The organism is Lactobacillus gigeriorum DSM 23908 = CRBIP 24.85, assembly GCF_000296855.1.
GTDB lineage: Bacteria > Bacillota > Bacilli > Lactobacillales > Lactobacillaceae > Lactobacillus > Lactobacillus gigeriorum.
Map to the genome: position 1 here is coordinate 1 of NZ_CAKC01000062.1, position 19,220 is coordinate 19,220.

The 19,220-nt window shown below is 37.0% G+C and carries 21 protein-coding genes and 1 tRNA gene; 8 read left to right on the forward strand and 14 right to left on the reverse strand.

From position 1 onward, the window contains the following. From BN52_RS06295 to BN52_RS06305, 3 genes are all read right to left on the reverse strand, one after another. Positions 1–724, reverse strand: a 724-nt coding sequence (locus BN52_RS06295; RefSeq protein ID WP_040473448.1) for a phosphoenolpyruvate-utilizing N-terminal domain-containing protein, incomplete at its 3' end; no start/stop codon positions are given. Beyond that, a complete protein-coding gene (locus BN52_RS06300; RefSeq protein WP_008473546.1) occupies positions 724–990 on the reverse strand; it encodes a phosphocarrier protein HPr in 267 nt (88 codons plus the stop codon). The genes BN52_RS06300 and BN52_RS06295, both read right to left, overlap by 1 nt. 125 nt (positions 991–1,115) lie before the next feature. Continuing rightward, positions 1,116–1,298: a hypothetical protein gene (locus BN52_RS06305; protein ID WP_008473547.1), complete on the reverse strand. Its 183-nt coding sequence runs from the start codon at positions 1,296–1,298 to the stop codon at positions 1,116–1,118. A 161-nt stretch (positions 1,299–1,459) separates the two neighbouring features. Here BN52_RS06305 and BN52_RS06310 point away from each other — a divergent pair, with 161 nt between their 5' ends. Together BN52_RS06310 and BN52_RS06315 are read left to right on the forward strand one after the other, a co-directional pair. After that, the gene (locus tag BN52_RS06310; protein WP_008473548.1) at positions 1,460–3,682 is read left to right on the forward strand and encodes an ATP-dependent Clp protease ATP-binding subunit; all 2,223 of its coding nucleotides are present in this window, start codon (positions 1,460–1,462) and stop codon (positions 3,680–3,682) included. A gap of 151 nt (positions 3,683–3,833) precedes the next feature. Continuing rightward, a complete protein-coding gene (locus tag BN52_RS06315; protein WP_008473549.1) occupies positions 3,834–4,115 on the forward strand; it encodes a DUF1827 family protein in 282 nt (93 codons plus the stop codon). A 52-nt stretch (positions 4,116–4,167) separates the two neighbouring features. Here the strand turns inward: BN52_RS06315 and BN52_RS06320 are convergent, their stop codons facing one another. Together BN52_RS06320 and BN52_RS06325 are read right to left on the reverse strand one after the other, a co-directional pair. Beyond that, a complete protein-coding gene (locus BN52_RS06320; protein ID WP_008473550.1) occupies positions 4,168–5,739 on the reverse strand; it encodes a peptide chain release factor 3 in 1,572 nt (523 codons plus the stop codon). Next, complete coding sequence (locus BN52_RS06325) at positions 5,732–6,604, reverse strand: hemolysin family protein (protein ID WP_008473551.1); 873 nt, start codon at positions 6,602–6,604, stop codon at positions 5,732–5,734. The genes BN52_RS06320 and BN52_RS06325 overlap by 8 nt, the downstream gene beginning before the upstream one ends. A gap of 104 nt (positions 6,605–6,708) precedes the next feature. Here BN52_RS06325 and BN52_RS06330 point away from each other — a divergent pair, with 104 nt between their 5' ends. After that, the gene (locus BN52_RS06330) at positions 6,709–7,170 is read left to right on the forward strand and encodes a hypothetical protein (RefSeq protein ID WP_008473553.1); all 462 of its coding nucleotides are present in this window, start codon (positions 6,709–6,711) and stop codon (positions 7,168–7,170) included. Here the strand turns inward: BN52_RS06330 and BN52_RS06335 are convergent. Continuing rightward, the gene (locus BN52_RS06335; RefSeq protein WP_008473555.1) at positions 7,167–7,646 is read right to left on the reverse strand and encodes a hypothetical protein; all 480 of its coding nucleotides are present in this window, start codon (positions 7,644–7,646) and stop codon (positions 7,167–7,169) included. The two genes, BN52_RS06330 and BN52_RS06335, sit on opposite strands and share 4 nt — an antisense overlap. 8 nt (positions 7,647–7,654) lie before the next feature. Next, complete coding sequence (gene recX, locus BN52_RS06340; RefSeq protein WP_008473556.1) at positions 7,655–8,470, reverse strand: recombination regulator RecX; 816 nt, start codon at positions 8,468–8,470, stop codon at positions 7,655–7,657. A gap of 117 nt (positions 8,471–8,587) precedes the next feature. Between recX and rlmD the strand changes: the two genes are divergently transcribed. Beyond that, complete coding sequence (rlmD, locus tag BN52_RS06345; RefSeq protein ID WP_008473557.1) at positions 8,588–9,967, forward strand: 23S rRNA (uracil(1939)-C(5))-methyltransferase RlmD; 1,380 nt, start codon at positions 8,588–8,590, stop codon at positions 9,965–9,967. A 367-nt stretch (positions 9,968–10,334) separates the two neighbouring features. Here the strand turns inward: rlmD and BN52_RS06350 are convergent, their stop codons facing one another. After that, positions 10,335–11,288, reverse strand: coding sequence for an alpha/beta hydrolase (locus BN52_RS06350; protein ID WP_008473558.1), 954 nt, complete (start codon positions 11,286–11,288; stop codon positions 10,335–10,337). A 64-nt stretch (positions 11,289–11,352) separates the two neighbouring features. On the opposite strand from BN52_RS06350, the gene BN52_RS06355 reads away from it, so the two are divergent. Beyond that, positions 11,353–11,637 (forward strand): hypothetical protein, encoded by a 285-nt coding sequence (locus tag BN52_RS06355; RefSeq protein WP_008473559.1) that lies wholly within the window; start codon positions 11,353–11,355, stop codon positions 11,635–11,637. Here BN52_RS06355 and BN52_RS06360 read toward each other — a convergent pair whose 3' ends face one another. The 5 genes from BN52_RS06360 to map form a co-directional block, all read right to left on the reverse strand. Then, entirely contained in the window at positions 11,638–12,801 is a 1,164-nt protein-coding gene (locus tag BN52_RS06360) for a hydroxymethylglutaryl-CoA synthase (protein WP_008473560.1), read from the reverse strand. Further along, a complete protein-coding gene (locus BN52_RS06365; RefSeq protein ID WP_008473562.1) occupies positions 12,785–14,005 on the reverse strand; it encodes a hydroxymethylglutaryl-CoA reductase, degradative in 1,221 nt (406 codons plus the stop codon). The genes BN52_RS06360 and BN52_RS06365 overlap by 17 nt, the downstream gene beginning before the upstream one ends. A gap of 2 nt (positions 14,006–14,007) precedes the next feature. Beyond that, positions 14,008–15,168 carry a thiolase family protein gene (locus BN52_RS06370; RefSeq protein ID WP_008473563.1) on the reverse strand — a complete coding sequence of 387 codons (1,161 nt, stop codon included), beginning with the start codon at positions 15,166–15,168 and terminating at the stop codon, positions 14,008–14,010. Positions 15,169–15,292: 124 nt separating this feature from the next. After that, complete coding sequence (locus BN52_RS06375; protein WP_008473564.1) at positions 15,293–16,207, reverse strand: YihY/virulence factor BrkB family protein; 915 nt, start codon at positions 16,205–16,207, stop codon at positions 15,293–15,295. Positions 16,208–16,218: 11 nt separating this feature from the next. Then, a complete protein-coding gene (gene map, locus BN52_RS06380) occupies positions 16,219–17,046 on the reverse strand; it encodes a type I methionyl aminopeptidase (RefSeq protein ID WP_008473565.1) in 828 nt (275 codons plus the stop codon). A gap of 155 nt (positions 17,047–17,201) precedes the next feature. Here map and BN52_RS06385 point away from each other — a divergent pair, with 155 nt between their 5' ends. From BN52_RS06385 to BN52_RS06395, 3 genes are all read left to right on the forward strand, one after another. Beyond that, on the forward strand, positions 17,202–17,648 hold the full coding sequence (locus BN52_RS06385) for a flavodoxin (protein ID WP_040473449.1): 447 nt from the start codon (positions 17,202–17,204) through the stop codon (positions 17,646–17,648). Next, positions 17,641–18,156, forward strand: a complete 516-nt coding sequence (locus BN52_RS06390; RefSeq protein WP_008473567.1) for a GtrA family protein — start codon at positions 17,641–17,643, stop codon at positions 18,154–18,156. The genes BN52_RS06385 and BN52_RS06390 overlap by 8 nt, the downstream gene beginning before the upstream one ends. Before the next feature lie 465 nt (positions 18,157–18,621). After that, positions 18,622–18,981 carry a hypothetical protein gene (locus BN52_RS06395; RefSeq protein ID WP_040473450.1) on the forward strand — a complete coding sequence of 120 codons (360 nt, stop codon included), beginning with the start codon at positions 18,622–18,624 and terminating at the stop codon, positions 18,979–18,981. 128 nt (positions 18,982–19,109) lie between these two features. Here the strand turns inward: BN52_RS06395 and BN52_RS06400 are convergent. Beyond that, positions 19,110–19,183, reverse strand: a tRNA-Arg gene (locus BN52_RS06400). Positions 19,184–19,220: the final 37 nt, after the last annotated feature.

The following is a 19,220-nucleotide window of genomic DNA, read 5'->3' on the forward strand; positions in this document are numbered from 1 at the left end:
TATATTCAGTTACTTCAGCATCGCTAGGTTCAACAATAGCACGGCCATCAAGACCATCTGCAATCATCATTTGACCATCTTTAATATCTTTAGTAATTGAATCAGTACCAACAACAGCAGGCAATTCCAAAGATCTTGCCATAATTGCTGAGTGAGCAGTACGACCACCAATATCAGTCACAAAGCCTTTAACGTATTGCTTGTTAAGTTGAGCAGTATCACTTGGAGTCAAGTCATGTGCGACAACGATAACTTCGTGATCGATTGAAGCTGGATCTGGTAACTTCTTATTAAGTAAGTGAGCCATAATACGCTTTGAAACGTCACGTACATCAGCTGCACGTTCTTGCATATAAGGGTTATCAGTCATGCTTTCAAAAATAGTAATAAAGTTTTGAGCTGTTGCATCAAGTGCGGCTTCAGCATTGATCTTTTGATTCTTAATTTCTTGTTCAATTGCGCCAGTAAATTCTGGGTCATTCAAGATCATTAAGTGAGCTTCAAAAACTTGGGCTTCTTCTTCACCCAAGTTTTCTTTAGCAATATCGCGGATCTTTTCAACTTCAGCAGTTGAATCAGCAACAGCTTTTTGGTAACGAGCTACTTCTTCATCAATTGCTTCAATTGTTGACTTGCTGAATGAAAGATCTGGTTCAACAAGCAAGTATGCTGGTGCAATGGCAATACCATCACTTGCGGCAATTCCGTTTAAAGTCTTTGACATTATTCAGCTAAACCTTCTTTTTTCATAGTGTCTGAAATAGCTGCCAAAGCATCCTTTTCGTCGTCACCTTCTGCAGAGATAGTTACATCAGCGTTTTGACCAACACCAAGTGACATAACACCCATGATTGACTTCAAGTTTACTGACTTGCCATTGTATTCCAAGTTAATGTCTGAGCCAAACTTTGAAGCTGCTTGAACCAACAAAGTAGCTGGACGAGCATGAATACCTGTTTCTGCAATAATGTGAAAATCGCGTTTTTCCATTTTTAATATCTCCTTTAAATTTACAAAACTAAACTGGTAATGAAATACCTATTCGCATAATAGATTATCATTTTTTTTGAAATAGTACAACGCTTATCAAAAACTTATGTAATGGTTTTCATTATCTAATGATTACTACCTAGGCCTGAATATACGATATTACCGCCCATCTTCGCCTTACCGGTAATATTTTGTCTTTTGCCAAAATTTCTTAACGCTTTTTGGAATTCAAATGCTTCATCCAGACCTACTTCATATTGTTCTAGCTCATTATTTGCTAGTTGCTCTAAAATTTTTTGATAATCCATTTTAGTTCCTTTCAAAATATTCTTATTTCCTATTTTACTGTTACTTTTTCAAAAATAAATATTCCTTACAAAAAATAAGTATTTTTTAGCGCTTAGCACTTGACATATGAGAGTGCTAATCTTAGAATTTTAGATAGTTAAACAGAAAGGCGGTAAATATATTGCTTTGTCAAAACTGTAATAGTCGGCCAGCCTCCATTCATCTTTTTGCTAAGATAAATGGCCAAGACCGTGAAATTAATTTATGTCAACAATGCTATCAAGAATTAAAAAATCAAAGAAATCAAGGTAACAATATGAATAATGATAATAATGATTTTCCAGATCAATTTGGAGATGACTTTAGTCGTTTCTTCGATTTATTTGGAAATGGTAATATGAATCCTAATGATCGAAGTCGTGATCCAAGGATGCAAATGGGTGGTGGTGGCAACGGTGGTAACCGTGGTCGTAGTTTACTTGATCAATATGGTACGGATCTTACTGCTCTTGCTAAAAAAGGCAAAATCGATCCAGTTATTGGTCGTGATCACGAAATCGCTCGTGTAATCGAAATTTTAAATCGTCGTACTAAGAACAACCCTGTTTTAATCGGTGAAGCTGGTGTTGGTAAAACTGCCGTCGTTGAAGGGCTAGCGCAACAAATCGTTGATGGCTCTGTTCCTGCAAAATTGCAAGATAAACGAATTATCTCTTTGAATGTTGTTTCTTTAGTTCAAGGAACAGGTATTCGTGGTCAATTCGAACAACGCATGGAACAATTGATCAAAGAATTGCAAAACCGTAATGACATCATTCTTTTCATTGATGAAATTCATGAAATTGTTGGTGCCGGTAACGCTGAAGGCGGTATGGATGCCGGAAACATTATCAAGCCTGCCCTTGCTCGTGGTGAATTGCAACTAGTTGGTGCTACAACAATCAAAGAATATCGTGAAATTGAAAAAGACTCTGCTTTAGCACGTCGTTTCCAACCAGTTGAAGTTAAGGAGCCTTCAATTGATGAAACTATTCGCATTCTTAAAGGAATTCAAAAGCGCTATGAAGATTATCACCATGTAAAATACACTGATAAAGCTATTGAAGCAGCTGCTAAGCTTTCAGCACGTTATATTCAAGATCGCTTCTTACCGGATAAGGCTATTGATCTGCTTGATGAAGCAGGTTCACGAATGAATTTAACAATTCCTTATATTGATAAGGATAAGATGCAAGAAAGAATCAATGCGGCCGAAGACCTTAAGAAAGAAGCTCTTAAGAACGAAGACTACGAAAAGGCTGCTTACTACCGTGATCAAATTGAAAAATACGATAAGATGAAAGATCAAAAAGTTGATCCTGATAAATCACCTATTATTACTGATAAGATCATGGATAAAATTGTTGAAGAAAAAACCAATATTCCAGTTGGCGATATTCAAAAGCAAGAAGAAAATCAATTGCAAAACTTAGCTACAGATCTAAAGGCTAACGTAATTGGTCAAGATAAAGCAGTCGAAAAAGTTGCTCGAGCAATTAGACGTAATCGAATTGGTTTTAACAAATCTGGTCGTCCAATTGGATCCTTCCTCTTCGTTGGACCTACTGGTGTTGGTAAGACGGAATTAGCTAAACAACTTGCCAAGCAAATGTTTGGTTCAGAAAATTCAATGATTAGAATCGATATGTCAGAATATATGGAACAATACTCTGTTTCTAAATTAATCGGTTCAGCTCCAGGATATGTTGGCTATGAAGAAGCAGGTCAATTGACTGAACAAGTTCGTCATAATCCTTACAGTTTAATTTTGCTTGATGAAATTGAAAAAGCTCATCCTGATGTAATGAACCTCTTCCTCCAAATCTTAGATGATGGTCGCTTAACTGACTCACAAGGAAGAACGGTTTCCTTTAAGGATACCATTATCATCATGACTTCTAATGCTGGTCAAGGTATTAAGAACGCTAGTGTCGGCTTTACTGCAGAAAATGCTGATGATGAACCAGATTCAGCAAGAAATGCAATGACTCAATACTTCAAACCAGAGTTTTTGAACCGTCTTGATGATGTAATCGAGTTTAATGAGTTAAGCAAAGAAGACTTAATTAAGATCGTTAACTTGATGCTAGATAACACCAATGAAATGGTCAAAGACCAAGGTTTACACATCGATGTTACTCAAGCAGCTAAAGAAAAATTAGTCGATGATGGCTTCAACCCATCTATGGGTGCCCGTCCTTTACGTCGGACCATTCAAGAGGAGATTGAAGACAATGTCGCTGACTTTAAACTTGATCATACAAGTGCTAAGAATCTTAAGGCTGATGTTATTGATAATCGTATCGTCATTACTGACGAAGACGCAGTTACTGTTAATTCCGATGTCGATAATACAACCGAATAGAAAACACTTCTAACCCCAAAGCAAAAATCGACTTTATATTAGCCGATTTTTGCTTTTTTATTTTTGAAAATAAATGAAAATGAATGAAAAAAACAACCATATTTAGGTTATACTAGGTATATAAGGTTAAATAGAGAAGCGGGTGAAAGCTATGCATTTAATTGATGTAACCAACAGTTATGCGCAATTGGTTCACAGCCAACTTAACACTACTGATGCAATTTATGTAAAGGTCTACTCATTAGGTAATACCTCGGTAATTTATACAGAAAGCAAAATTGCCATCGGTATTGCTCTAGAGAACCACGACCGTAGAATTCGAGAAAACGAAGTCGAATTTGTGATTAAACGTTTAGTTAAAGATCATGATGCTACTTATACTATTACTGTAGATAAGAGCCGCCACGTTATTGAAATTCATATCGATAAATAATGGGCATAAAAAAGCCACAAAAGTTTATCTGCTTTTGTGGCTTTTTGCTTGCTTACAATTTTTCAGTTAGCTTTACGTCAGGATACTTGTCTTGGAAGAATCTTTCTGCAAATTCATTCTCAAATAAGAACAATGGATTATCATAACGATCTTTTACCAAGAGATTTCTTGAGTTTGACATTGTTGGATCAAGTTGCTCAGGATCAATCCACCTTGCAACTCGATGACCAATACTTGTCATTTCAACTTCAGAGTTGTATTCATTTTGCATTCTGAATTTGAAAACTTCAAATTGCAATTGTCCAACTGCGCCTAAGATATACTCGTCAGTTGCATAATTACGATAGAGCTGAATGGCCCCTTCTTGAACTAATTGATTCATCCCTTTATGGAACGACTTCTGCTTCATCACGTTCTTAGCAGTTACCCGCATGAATAACTCTGGAGTAAATTCAGGTAATGCAGGAAACTCAATCTTTTTCTTGCCAGCATAAATACTATCGCCGATTTGGAAATTACCAGTATCATATAATCCAACAATATCGCCAGCAACTGCATCATCAACTTGAACACGTTCACTTGACATAAATTCGGTTGCATTGTTCAAGCGAATCGTTTTACCAGTTCTAGCTAAAGTAACATCTAAACCACGATTGAATTCCCCACTTGCCACTCTGACAAAAGCAATTCGATCACGGTGATGTGGATTCATATTAGCTTGAATCTTAAAAACAAAGCCAGAAAATTCTGGATCATCTGCTTTAAGTTCTTCATCACCGTTTACTTCATGGCTTTCTGGAGCGGGAGCTAATTCAACAAAGCTCTTCAAGAAAGTTTCTACTCCAAAATTAGTCAAGGCTGACCCAAAGAAAACAGGAGTTTGATCCCCAGTAGCAATTTTTTCAGGATCAAAAGTATTACCAGCTTCTTTAATTAAGTCAATATCGTCTAAAGTCTCTGCAAATTGTGGATCTTGACTTAATGGTTCACTTTCCGGTAACTTACCATTTTCATCGAGAGGAATAAAACGATCAGCCTCATCCTTGTGATAAAGTTCTACCCGATGATTGGCAATATCATATAGCCCTTTTAATGTCTGACCAGAACCAATCGGCCAATCCATTGCTACGCCTTCAATGCCGAGCAAATCCTCTAACTCAGCAATCAAATCTAGTGGTGGTCGACCATCACGGTCAAGCTTATTCATAAATGTAAAAATTGGAATACCACGTTGTTTAACGACTTTGAATAGCTTCTTAGTTTGTGGTTCGATACCCTTAGCAGAGTCAATTACCATTACTGCAGCATCTACTGCCATTAAAGTTCGATAGGTATCCTCTGAGAAATCCTGGTGTCCAGGAGTATCAAGAATATTGATGCGTTTACCATCATATTCAAACTGCATTACGGAACTGGTAACGGAAATACCACGTTGCTTTTCAATTTCCATCCAGTCACTCGTAGCATAGTTACCAGTTTTTCTAGCCTTTACTGTACCAGCCTGTCTAATCACACCACCAAACAACAAAAGTTGTTCAGTGATCGTGGTTTTACCCGCGTCCGGGTGAGAAATAATTGCAAAAGTTCTTCTTGTCTTTACTTTATCTAATAATTGATTAGCCATTAACCTCTAACTCTTCCCCCTGTTTTTCTTCTGGTAAATCTAAAATGACTGTTAACAGTCTTGATCCTTTCATTCTTCCAGTAGTAAAAGTCATGCCATTGTCTAGTTTAAAACTTAATTTTTCACCTTTAGCTGGAATAACTCCTAATTTGGTAATAACATACCCTGCTACGGTATCAACGTCGTCCATCTGAATATCAGTACCAAATTGATCATTGAAATCATCAAGTGGCATTTTACCATATATGACATAACGTCGATCATTTAATTGATTGAATAAAACCTCTGCACGATCAACTTCATCATCAATATCACCGACAATTTCTTCAATCAAGTCCTCAATCGTAGCTAGCCCCACTACACCACCATATTCATCTAATAGGATTGCTAGCTGTCGCTGGGTTTGTTGCATTTCAACTAGTAATTCACCTAATTCTGCTGTTTCAGGTGCAAATAATGGTTCACTCATCACATCAGCATAGTCAATCTTATCAAAGCCGATCTGTCTTGCTTTTCTGAGTACCGTCCGAATATGAATTACACCAATAATTTTATCTTTATCTTGTTGATAGACTGGGATTCTCGAATATGGTTGTCGTAAAATTTCATTTAAATTTTCTTGAAAGCTTACAGTAGCATCAACCATAAAAGCATCTGTTCTTGGCACCATCACTTCTCGAACCATTTTTGCTTGGAAATTCAAAATTCCTTCAAGCATGGAAAACTCAGTCTCATCAATTACCTTCTGTTCGTGAAGGTGCTTAATTTCCTCAGCAAGATGGTCGATTGTATTTATGCCCTTTTCATTTGAAAACCTATTTTTTAATCGAGTAAATAAATTTTCCGCGGCAGGGTCGCTAGTCATATGATTTCATTCTCTCTTTCTTTAAAATCCACTTAAATACCAATATTATAGCATATAGCCATTCTAGTTTTATGCTAAAATACTCTAAGAAGCGAGGTATTCCTATGAAAAAAAGCCATGTCTTACTAGTATTTGTTTTTCTGTTACTGATCCCCTACATTTGTAGTCTAGCGATCATTGGTATTGGTTATAATGCCCTAGTACTTCACTCTGGGGAACTATTTAGATCTTTAACTGGAGCTTTTGTCGGTTCATTGATTATGTTTGGCATCAAAGCTACGATCCAACGGCCCCTAGATTTGTTAGCAATGCAAGTCGATGACAACTTTTTAGAACAATTATTGCGCTTTTTTAGCATTCGTAGACGTCGTCTATTTCTGTTTGGCAACGTCGTACTAGATTTCATTCTTTGTTACTTGAGTACGATTTTTGTTAGAAATCATTTGACGCTTGACCAAATAGTCGGCAATGCAACTGGGATCGTTTTATTGGTCATGTTCATTTCCACCTGCTTAGGTGCCTACGTTGAATACGACAATCTTTCAATTGACCCTAATCAACATTAATCTTCAGCTGATCCATACCAACTTTGGATCAGTTTTTTTGTTGCCAAATTCAATTCTTGTGTGAAAAATGGCGTATCGCTGTCACCAGGGTTTTCGTAAAGCTTAAAGCCTTGATCAGTCATTTTCTGAATCATCGTTGGAACCATCAAATTTAAAGGCATGTCTAGAGCACTAATTTGATTATCCATTTCTTCAACAATAACATTTTTGGCAGGCAATTCATATTTCATCAGCCCTTGTGGGACTTCAACTTTCCCTGCTACTAGTACGCCGTACCAATACATAAAGTTCTCTGGGCCGAACACGATCAAGCTTGCTCGTTGATCTGATAAGCAATGTTCAGCTACGAAATCCTGAAAAGCCTGATCTTGTTCTAATTCAGCATTTGCAGTGGCAAAGCTACGTTGTTCATCCATCATCGTTGCAGGATAAAATTTTCCAACTAAAGTTTTTTCTAAAACTGCTTCTTTCTTCATTTTGTTCCTCAATATTCTTCTAATTCATCTAAATCTACAATTTCTCCACTTAAAAAAGCGGAAATTTCACTACTTGAAAAGCCATGGCTATATAAATAACGTTTAATTTTAAAATTGCGCTCTTGCGCATCCAAACGTTTAAACCGCTTATATGCTTTTATACCCTGGATTCGCAATGCTTCTTGCTGCGCCTCTTCTTGATCGGGAAGATCCATTCGGTCAATTAAGTCATCAGCTAGATTGCCATTAAAGCCATGAGCTAACAATTTATTAGTCAGCTTTTGCCGAAATTCTCGTGCTGAAAAACGGCGAAGCTGTTTACCCATTGATTTAACTGCTCTTTGAGCTACTTCAAACCAATCTTCATCTGCAATCTTATCAAGCTCGTCTTCAATAATCGTTGAAGCTACACCTTTTTTTAACAATTTTTGATTAATTATTCTTGGTCCATCTTGTCCAATTGCAAGGTCATTTTTGATAAATGAAACTGTGTATTGACGATCGTTAAGGTAGCCCAATTCAGTAAATCTTGCGACTACATCTTGCGCAGCTGTCTCATCAACCTCGTGCGTTTTTAAATATTGCAAAACTTCATAAACCGTTCTTGGTTGATAGCTCAAGTAGTTTGCAATCAATTCACTGGCTTTACTATTAGTTTCAAATTGTTTAATTTCAGCAATTTGGGCATCAGTTAGCTCTTTGCCTTTCAGAAGAACATATTCAGCTACGGTTCTTTCACTTGCGGCAAAAGCATATTCACCATCCAAAAAAATATTATAGCGACCTGCCCGCTTTTGTGCTGATATTTTTGTAATTATAGCCAATTACTCACCCCATTCTTTTGCTTCTGCTAACAAATAATTTTATTGCTTGCTAAGGCCTTTTTGCAAGTACTATAATAGATCGAGCAATTTATTAGTTTTTAGTAGAAAGAATTATCAATGAAGAAACACAATTTATCCACAGAAAAAAAGGAAAAAAACGTCATTATCACCATTAAGCGTTTAGGAATCAACGGTGAAGGTATTGGCTACTACCGCAAAAAGATTATTTTTGTTCCAGGAGCATTACCAGATGAAGTTGTCGTAGCTAAATTCGTCAAGGAATATCCACAATATATCCAAGCTGAGCTGGTTCGTATTAAAGAAAAAAGTCCTGATCGGGTGGAGTTTCCAAATGGAGTTGATCCTGAAATTGGTGGTCTTGAATTAGCTCACCTTGCTTACCTTAAGCAACTAGAATTCAAACGTAACAACGTCCTTGAATCTCTCAAGAAATATCATCCCCGTGGCTATGCTAAATATAAGGTTAAGCCGACTATTCCTGCCCCCGACCAATGGCGCTACCGCAATAAAGCACAGTATCAAATCGAATTTGATCACGGTAAAAGCAAGTTGGGCTTATTTGCTCCTAACTCACACCGCTTGATTGATCTACCGGAAATGCCTACTCAGAGCATTGCAACTCAAAAAACCGAGCGTGCTATCAAAGATTTAATTGCTAAATTAAGAGTACCAATCGCTGATTACCGTAAACACCTTGATGGCATTAAAACCGTTGTCGTCAGACAAGCTGAAGCTAGCCAAGAAATTCAAGTTACTTTGATTACAATCGGTCATAAATTACGCAATTTACCAGAACTTGCACAAAAGATTATGCAGCTCGAACATGTAGTTAGCGTTTATCAAAATGAAACTGACTGGCGTAATCCTCAAGTTTGGGGTAATAAGACTGAGAAATTAGCCGGTAAAAATCAAATTGTTGAAGAAATTTTGGGCAAACGCTTTGCTTTGTCTCCTAGAGCTTTCTTCCAATTAAACCCAGTGCAAACGGCAACTTTATATTCTGAAGCTTTGAAATTATTAGACCTCACGCCTGATCAAACTTTGATTGATGCTTATAGTGGTGTTGGTACTTTAGGAATTTTAGCAGCAGATCAAGTCAAGCAAGTTGTAGGAATTGAAACTATTCCCGAAGCAGTTCAAGATGCACAACATAATGTTAAACTAAATCATTTGCGCAATGCGGATTACTTCCAAGGAAGCGTAGAAAAGGTCTTGCCTGAACTACAACGCGGTGGTCTTCCAATCGATGCTTTAATTGTCGATCCACCTAGAACCGGTTTAGCTAAGAGCTTGATCAAGACCCTATTGCAAGTCAAGCCTAGAACTTTTGTTTATATTTCATGCAATCCTTCAACCCTTGCACAAGATTTAGTTTTACTCTCTGAAGCCTATGATGTCAGAGTTATCAAAAATATTGATATGCTACCACAGACACCTCGGTGTGAGTGTATTGTAAAGCTAGTTTTACGTAAATAAAAACATCAAAAAAAGCTACTTGGATTTTAATCCCTTGTAGCTTTTTTTGATGAAGTGGACGAGGCGAACTCATCAATTGATTGATAGTCACGATTTCAATGTTGATAACATGGCTGGTCGCAACAAAATTAACATTCACTTGTTCGGGTTTTTACGTAAAACGTAATATTTTTATATAGTCGGATTTGCAAACAGCCATTAATATTAATTAGCTGATTTCTCTATCATAATAGAGAATCTTATTTCCAACAATAATACATAATTCTGGAGATAAAAACTTACTTTATTGTTAAATTTAATTTCTACCTCGTCTACATCTCTATCATATCACAAATGTAACCGTTTGCAAGAACTATTTACTGACGCTTTAGGGTAAATATTTGTGTAAAAACTTTTCCACATGTTGGCGGTAGGCTTGGGGATGCGTAGCAAAAGACTTGGCATGCTTTGCACCTGGAACCACCCATAATTCTTTTGGCCCTTGAGATGCTCGATAGTTTTCATAAACCATCTCTGTTGGCACAAAGGTATCACGGCTTCCATGAATAAACAAAGTTGGTCGATAATTATGCTTGAGCTGGTTGACTGCCGATCCATCATTCAAAAAATATCCTACCTTAACTCGATTAATGCCACTTAAAATTTCTACAAGCGGAACTCTCGGAACTACCGGCATATGGTATAGATCCTGTGCTTCATGTTCAATTTCAGCTTTTACATTACTATAGCCACAATCTTCGATAATTGCTTTAACTTGCTGTGGTAATTTTTCACCACTAGTCATCATCGCTGTAGCTGCACCCATACTTACACCAAATAAGACAATTTTTTGATGCGGTTGTCGCTTTAAAACCTGATTAATCCACTTAACCACATCAGCTTTTTCAACCCAACCATAGCCAATATATTTTCCTTGGCTCTGTCCATGGCTTCGGGCATCAGGAAGTAATAAATTATAGCCCAGACCATGAAATAATCCTGCATAGGCAGCCATACTGTCTTTGTTGTTCATGTATCCGTGCAAAATAATTACGGTTTTATTTGACTTCTTATAAGCCAGATAATTCGCATCTAGTTTAAAATTGCCACTAGCTGCGGTTATGTACCATTTTTGTTTTGCGTGATCATAATACCATTTTTTCTGTGAGTATAATGGATCTTTGCGCTTTAAAACAGTAGAATTAGGTTTAATAAAACTTTTGTGTCCAGGAACGCAGGCAACGTTAAAAAAGTAAAAACCTGCACCGACAAAAGCAGCAATTACTAGCAATAAAATTGTAAGCAATACTTGATAAATCTTCTTATTTTTGATGATTTTCATATATTATCCCCCATCAACAAGATGGTATATAATATATCACTTATTATTTGTATAGGTTTAAAATATGAAATTAAGCGCTTTTATTCAATTAATTCAAAATATCAATGAACAACATACTTTATATTATGGCCGAACAGAGTCCCCATTGGCTTTGAGCAAGTTCACTGTTGCAGCAAATGAATGTTATTTTCAAGTTGGCAAGCAAGCAATGTCAAAGCAAAAATTTATTAAACTAGTCAAAAATATTCATCATAAAGCAATTAATCTCTATGTGCTTGAGGGCAACAAAAAACGATCCATCTATGGTCTACAAATTGAACTAGACCACGGACGAATCGTCTTAATGTGATTATTTGACTTGACAGTACTGGCGTATATGATTTTTAGTTCCAGCAAAGTACCACATGCCACGCTCTTCATCACTAGTTAATTCCACTTCAGCAGGCTCATTCAAGGCAGCTGTAAACACTTCCTCATATTCTGCTACTGACAATCTTTGGCGCCGATTCAATAAATGTTCTTGCCAAGCAAGCGGTAACTGCTTTTGGTAACCATCAACTAAATTGGCAGAGAAAAATTCTGCCATTGCCCCTGAACCATATGAGAATAAACCTATTAAGGCATTGGCTTCTAAGTCAGCATGTTCTAACAATGACAATAAACTCATATATAGGGAAGCAGTGTAGATGTTACCAACTTCCATACTTAATTGTTTAGAAGCTGTAAATGTTTCAGTTAATCGTTCTTGAACATTCTTATCTTCATCAGCAATCGCAATATTATTGGCTTTGAGTCCCATTTTCGTATATGGTAAGTGATAGATCAACGCACCAAAATCACGCGTCATCCACCCTTTTTCAGCTTGATAAGCAGCAAACGTCTTTTTGAAAAATTCCAAGTAAACCTGTGTTGAATATTTACCATCAACCAAAGCCACCTTAGAATCATTAGGACGCCAAAAATCATCGATATCTTCACTATAGGCACTATGTCCTTCGTTCAGCGTTAAAATACTTGGATTAGCCTTTACTAGCAAACTAACGCTACCTGCTCCTTGAGTAACTTCTCCTGGGGTATTTAAGCCATAGCGGGCAATATCGCTACCAATCACAATTGCCGTGTGGTGAGGATGAACTCTAACATAATCCCGTGCTGTCATCAAAGCTGCCGTTAAGCCAAAACAAGCTTCTTTAATTTCAAAAGTTCTTACTTGTGGATGCAAGTTAAGAGCTTTTTTTACAAAAAGAGAAGCTGATTTTGATTGATCAACGCTTGACTCAGTTGCAAAAATTAATAAACCAACCTTACTTTGATCAATTTCAGCGAAATATTGTTTGGTCGCATTGATTCCCATTGAAACAGCATCTTGCGTCACATCAGCAACTGCCATTTTTCTTTGACCAATTCCAATCAGGAATTTATTAGGATCAACTCCACGTGCTAACGCGAGATCTGTCATATCAACATATTTATTTGGCGTGAAAAAGCCAATTTTATCAATTCCGATCTGCATGGGCTTCCTTTCTAATCTGCTCAAGAATCGTTTGGGCAGCATGCTCTGAATAGTTTTTATTTTCAATCATTTTCGCCAGTACTTCTGCTTTTTCAATAGTGGTTGCATTCAGTGTAGCTACAATATTGCGTGCTTGTAATTTCATATGTCCAGCTTGAATTCCCTTGGTTGAAATTGCAAGCAAGGCAGCAAGGTTATTGGCAAGTCCTATACCTGCAATTATTTCCGCCAATTGTGCTGAACTAACATCGCCTAATAAAGAAAAGCTTTGTTGGACATCACTTCTAGCTTTAATCGATCCCCCGACAGTTCCAATGGCTAAAGGTAACGAAAGTTGCCCGATTAGCTTATCATGTGCAATAAACCACTTGCTAAGACTAGTATAACCAGTCTGACTGGCATGAACTGCAGTTGCAGCCTCAACTGCACGATAATCATTTCCTGTCGCCATTAACACGGCATCGACGCCATTCATAATTCCTTTATTATTCGTAACTGCACGATAGACATCAGTTTGAGCTATTTTACTTAATAAAGCAATTTTTTGGGCTACGGCTTGTCCTCCGATAGTTTCAGGATCTATTTTTACTTCAGCTCTAGCAAATTGACTAGGATAGTTTGACAAAATTGCAAATAGTTTTTCGCTAATGCCTGGAAAAGCTAACATTTGTTCTGCTAAATATTCCAAGATAGCATTGGTCTTATTAGCTCCCATAGCTTCTGCTGGATCTACTAGCACGCGAATAAATAGCAGATCAGCCTCTAGCTCTGCATTAATGCGACGTAAACCACCACCATGTAAGATCAAACTATGAAATCGTTCATTTGCTTTAGTGATATACTCCGGAAAATTTTCCTCGAATACACTTTGTGAAAAGTTACTATCAACTCTTAAAACAATTTGACCATAAATTCCTGGACGATCACTACTACACTTGACTCCACCATTTTTCGCAAAAATCCCTGCACCATGATTAGCTGCAGCAACAACGGAAGGTTCCTCTGTCGCCAGCGGAACGAGATAAGAGCGATTATTGACAAGTAAATTCTGCACAACCCCGAGTGGCAAGCGAATTTCGCCAATGACATTCTCGCTTAATTGATTTAATTCCATCAATGATTTGTCGTCAATATCTGCTAGTTTTAAGCCTTGGTCTTGTAAAATTGCTCTCCGCTCTTGCGGTGATAATTGATAGAATTTCATAATTATACCAACTCAATTTCATAAGCTATTGCTTGTCCACCGCCGATACACAAACTTACTAAAGCTCGCTTTTGCTCAGCTTTATTAAGCGCATTAATCGCAGTAACTACCAACCTAGTCCCAGTTGCGCCGAGCGGGTGTCCTAAAGCAATCGCTCCACCTAACGGATTCAGCTTTGTCTCTGGAATTGCTAAATCACGCGCAACTGCAACTGCTTGAGCTGCAAAAGCTTCGTTTAATTCTACAACATCATAATCGGCAAGCGTTCTGCCTATTTTTTGCATTAGCTTTTTGATTGCATAGTATGGCGTATATCCCATTAGTTCGGGATCAAAGCCTGCTTCCGCATAGCCCCCTAATTTAGCGATCGGCTGCAAATTTAGCTCTTTAACTTTTTCGGCTGTAGCAAGTATTAACATGCTAGCGCCATCGTTGATTGGGGATGAATTCCCGGCAGTAACTGCACCATTTTCTTTAAAAACTGGTTTTAAACCAGCTAGTGCTTCATAAGTGCTGTCAGTTCGAATACTTTCATCTTTATCAACTAGCTGGCCATCCACTTCAATCGGAATAATTTCATCTACAAAGACATTCTTCTTCATTGCTTCAGTGGCTTTTTGCTGTGATCTCAAGCTAAATTGATCCATTTCTTCACGAGTAACGTGATATTTTTCAGCGACATTTTCAGCCGTTATTCCCATCGGCTTCCCTGAAAAAGCATCATTTAAGCCATCCTGAAAAAGACTTGCGACCAAATGTTCACTTGCATTCTCTTTATATTTTTTGTCCACAAGAAATGGTGCGTTAGTCATGCTTTCGCTACCACCAACTGCTACTAGATCCAAATCGCCCATCTGCATCTGACCTTCGGCTAAACGTAAAGCTTTCAAGCTAGAACCACAAACATCATTGACCGTTGTTGCCACTGTAGCTTGATCCAATCCGGCCTTCAATGCTACCTGTCGTGCCATATTTTCGCCTAAGCCAGCTCCGATCACGTTTCCCATTAAAACGCCATCAACTTTATTAGGAGCAATATTTAAGTCGTTTAAGCTAGCCGCTAAAAGCGTACTAGCAAGTTCAACGGCACTCTTGTCTTTGAACATCCCCCGATATTTTCCAATCGGCGTTCTTTTAGCGGAAATAATATAGACATCCTTCATAAAAAACCTCTCTACAAATAAATGTTATTTTACAGTAGAATTACTAATTTTTGTTAAAATATGCGTAAAATTTTTTCAAACAGAAATACGAGTCCAAATTCAAGATACTCAGACTCGTATTGGGTTATTTATTTTTTTGCCGTCGCTTTTGTTGGATATAAGAAGCCAAGCGCCCGGAAGAAAACTCTACTGAGCCATATTTCAAACGAACAATTGTCGCATTGATACTTGTTCCAAACAACAACATCATGGCTGCTAAATATAGCCATAACATAAAAATAATAAATGTTCCGATAATTCCGTAATTTTCCCAGCTAATCGGAAAATTATGGAGGTAAAAACTAAAGCCAAAAGATAAAATAATCCAGCCTAAGACTGTCACAAAAACGCCTGGCCAAATCTTTCTTTTTTTAAGCTTAATGTTGGGAAGAACGTAATTTAGATAAGCCACCGCTATGATCATAATCACGATTACCACGGGATAGCGGTAAGACAAAATCGACTTTAATCGGTAAAATGAGAAGCCAAAGATTTGTTGAACAAAATCTAGGATCTGCTGTCCAAAAATAAATGCTAATCCGATTCCAGTAAAGACAAAAATCATCAACGCTGTTAAAAAAATCGTTGCTGATCGATTCCACAAGAAGCTCAAAAACGAAAGCTTAAGCTCGATTCGATGAACGTCGTACAAGCGATTCATCCCTATTCGTATCGCATTTACTAAGTTCGAAAACGACCAAACTGCTAAGATAATACCAAACGAAATGTAGCCATTGGAATTAGTTTTCAACAAGCTATTCACAATCGGCATTATGTAGACAGCAATTTGTTCAGGAAAAATCAACCGCAAATATTCAGCAATTGGAGCCGTATTAATGCGAAATAGTGGCAAAACATTACCAACAATAATGATAATCGGAAAAATCGAAAATAAAATATAATAAGCTATGACAATTGCGCTGGAGACTATTTCACCCTCAGACAAAATTCCAGATAAGGTTCGATAAAATCTATTAATATGCCCTGGTATAGTTTCCATCTCAATTACCTTTATTCATCTACTTCATCAAAGTGAGGCAAGTATTTTTCATAACCATCATATGGCTTTTGTAAAGTTAAAATCTTAGGACCATCTTTAGTAATGGCAAAAGTGTGTTCAAATTGTGCTGATTTAGAACCATCTGGAGTAGCATAGTAAACCCAGTCATCATTAGGATCGTCAACAGTTCTTTGATCAATTTGCCACATACCACCGGCTTCAACCATTGGCTCACAAGTAATCGTCATGCCTTCACGTAGACGCAAGCCATGGCCAGCTTTACCCCAGTGTGGTACTTCAGGATCTTCATGAATGGTTGGTTGAATACCATGGCCAACCAATTCGCGAACGTCACCAAAGTGGTTTTCATCTTCAACATAATGCTGAATTGCAGCTCCAATGTCCCCAATCCGATTGCCAAGTACAGCTTGATCGATTCCCAAATACATTGCCTTTTTAGTAACTTCCATCAAGCGACGATCTTCATCTGAAATTTCACCTACTGGATAAGTAGTACATGAATCAGTTTCATATCCATCTAAATTGCAAGTTACATCTACTTTAACTAAATCTCCCTCTTGGAGAATCCGATCTTTTCTAGGTGTTTGGTGAGCAATTTCATCATTAACTGAGATACAAGTTCCATATTTGTATCCTTCAAAGCCTTGTTCTGAAAGTCTGCCACCACGACTGGAAACAAATTCTTGACAAAATTCTTCGATTTCCCAGGTAGACATTCCTGGCTTAATCACATCACGAAGTCCTTCAAACATAGATGCTAAAAGTCTACCTGACTTTTGCATTCCCAATAACTCACGATTAGACTTAATAGTAATCACGCGCGATTGCTCCTCTTCTTAAAAATAATACTTTTTTCCTATTATATCGTTTTTAGCGTAATTTTTAAAACTTTACCAAAATAATAGCCTATTAACGGCAGATTTCTTGTATAATAGGTCAGTAACTAGTACTTATTATTGAAAGGTAGTTTATGATGAAAGCAAAAATTGTATATGCAAGTATGACTGGCAACGATGAAGATATGGCAGAAATCTTGGAAGAAGACTTACAAGATTTAGGCTTCGATACTGATTCGACTGAAGTTGCCTTTGCCGACGCTAGCGACTATCTCGAAAGCGATCTTTGTATTTTCATTACTTATACTTATGGCGAAGGTACAATGACAGATGAAATTGCAGATTTTTATGACCAGCTTAAAGAACTCGATTTAACTGGCAAATATTTTGCAGTAATGGGCTCTGGCGACAAGACCTATGGTGAACATTTCTGCGAAAACGTGTTTGACTATCAATCAGCCTTTTTAGCTTGTGGTGCAACAGAAATCACTGCTCCAGTAACTATTGAGAATTCACCTGATGATGAGGCAATCGCAGCGATTGACCACGCTGCTGAAGAAATGGCTGACAAATTAGATGCATAAAAAATCCTCAACGGTAGCAGCTGATCGTGCACAAGTTCGTAAATTAGGTCGTAAGATTGCTAAACGGCACCGTAATTTATGGGCATATATGTTTTTTGGCTTCATCGCTGCATTAATAAACACGCTTGTTTTCATGGTGCTCCATCAATGGTGGCACATCGTTTTAGTAATTTCTAATACTGCAGCTTTCATTATTTCAAATGCAGCTTCGTTTTACTTCAATCAAAAAGCTGTCTTTACTAATAACGTCGATCATGATCATTCAGTTTGGCATAAATTGGTAGTCTTCTTTACCTATCGGATCATTAGCTTGATCCCCGACACTTTAATTATGTTAGTCGGTTTGTCTTGGCTTCATCTTAATGCCTTATTGGTAAAAATTATCGATCAAATTTTAGTTGGTATTTTCAATTATTTGACAACTCGTTCGGTTTTTCAGAAGCAAGAACATACTATGATTGAACGAGCAAAGGCTAGAATTGAAGAGCGTAAAAGTAAACATAATTAAGTATGTTAAAAGGCATCTTGTCGAATTATTCGTTCGATGGGATGCCTTTTTGTGTTGTGATTATTTGAGTTTAGTCTCATTCATCAGCGTGAATGTTAAATAAAGCGCCTAATCCGCTAAAAGAAGGGAAATTCTCATTGAAATCTTCTAAAAAGTTCTTTAGCTCTTCCGGTAAGTCTCTTGTTATGTCTCTTCTCGTATTTTATAAATTAAATCAATGACTCAGATAATTATTAATTTGGGCAAAAATAAGAATTTCAACAATAACTTCAATACATTGATGGACTATAATCTCCGCTTGTTTCAAAGGGCAGTAATAACTATTAAAGTTAATCATTTGTCCAAAATTCAAAAATAATTTTAAAAACAATTTTGACCGAAACAGTGATTTATTTTATTATATATTAGTCTAATAGCTGATGACTTTAAAAGCTGATTATTGTTTTATCTATATAGGAGGACAAAATAAAAGTCACGAAATTGGTAGTTGGTATATTGCAAATTGTTATTGCTGCTTTCATAGTTTTACAATCCGCAGCTGTAGGTATTGGTCACGCCATAGAAAATTCCAATGATGCTGGTGGTAGTGCCGGAATGATAACAGCTATCTTATTTTTAGTTTCTGGTATTGTTTATTTAAGTACAAAGAAATCTAAAAAAATGGGAGGAGATATTGCTTGTTTAGTTATTAATTTACTTGCTTGGCTTTTTGCTATTACCAATGCACACGATTATACAGACTTGATGATTTGGGGCTGGTTAGCATTTATTATTGGTGTAGGATTTTTCTCATGGCACCTAGTCGTTAATAAAAAGCAAAAGTAGTTTAAAGATTTTTTACAAAGATATCCCAACAGATTGATCTACTGATTAATCTGTTTTTTATATCTATCATTTCTCACTTAAATTAAAAAGCCTTACGACATATAAAACATCGTAAAGCCTTACATCAATGATCCAGGCGAGATTCGAACTCGCGACACACGGTTTAGGAAACCGATGCTCTATCCAGCTGAGCTACTAGACCATACCGAATTAACTTTACCATAAATTGGCAGTTAATT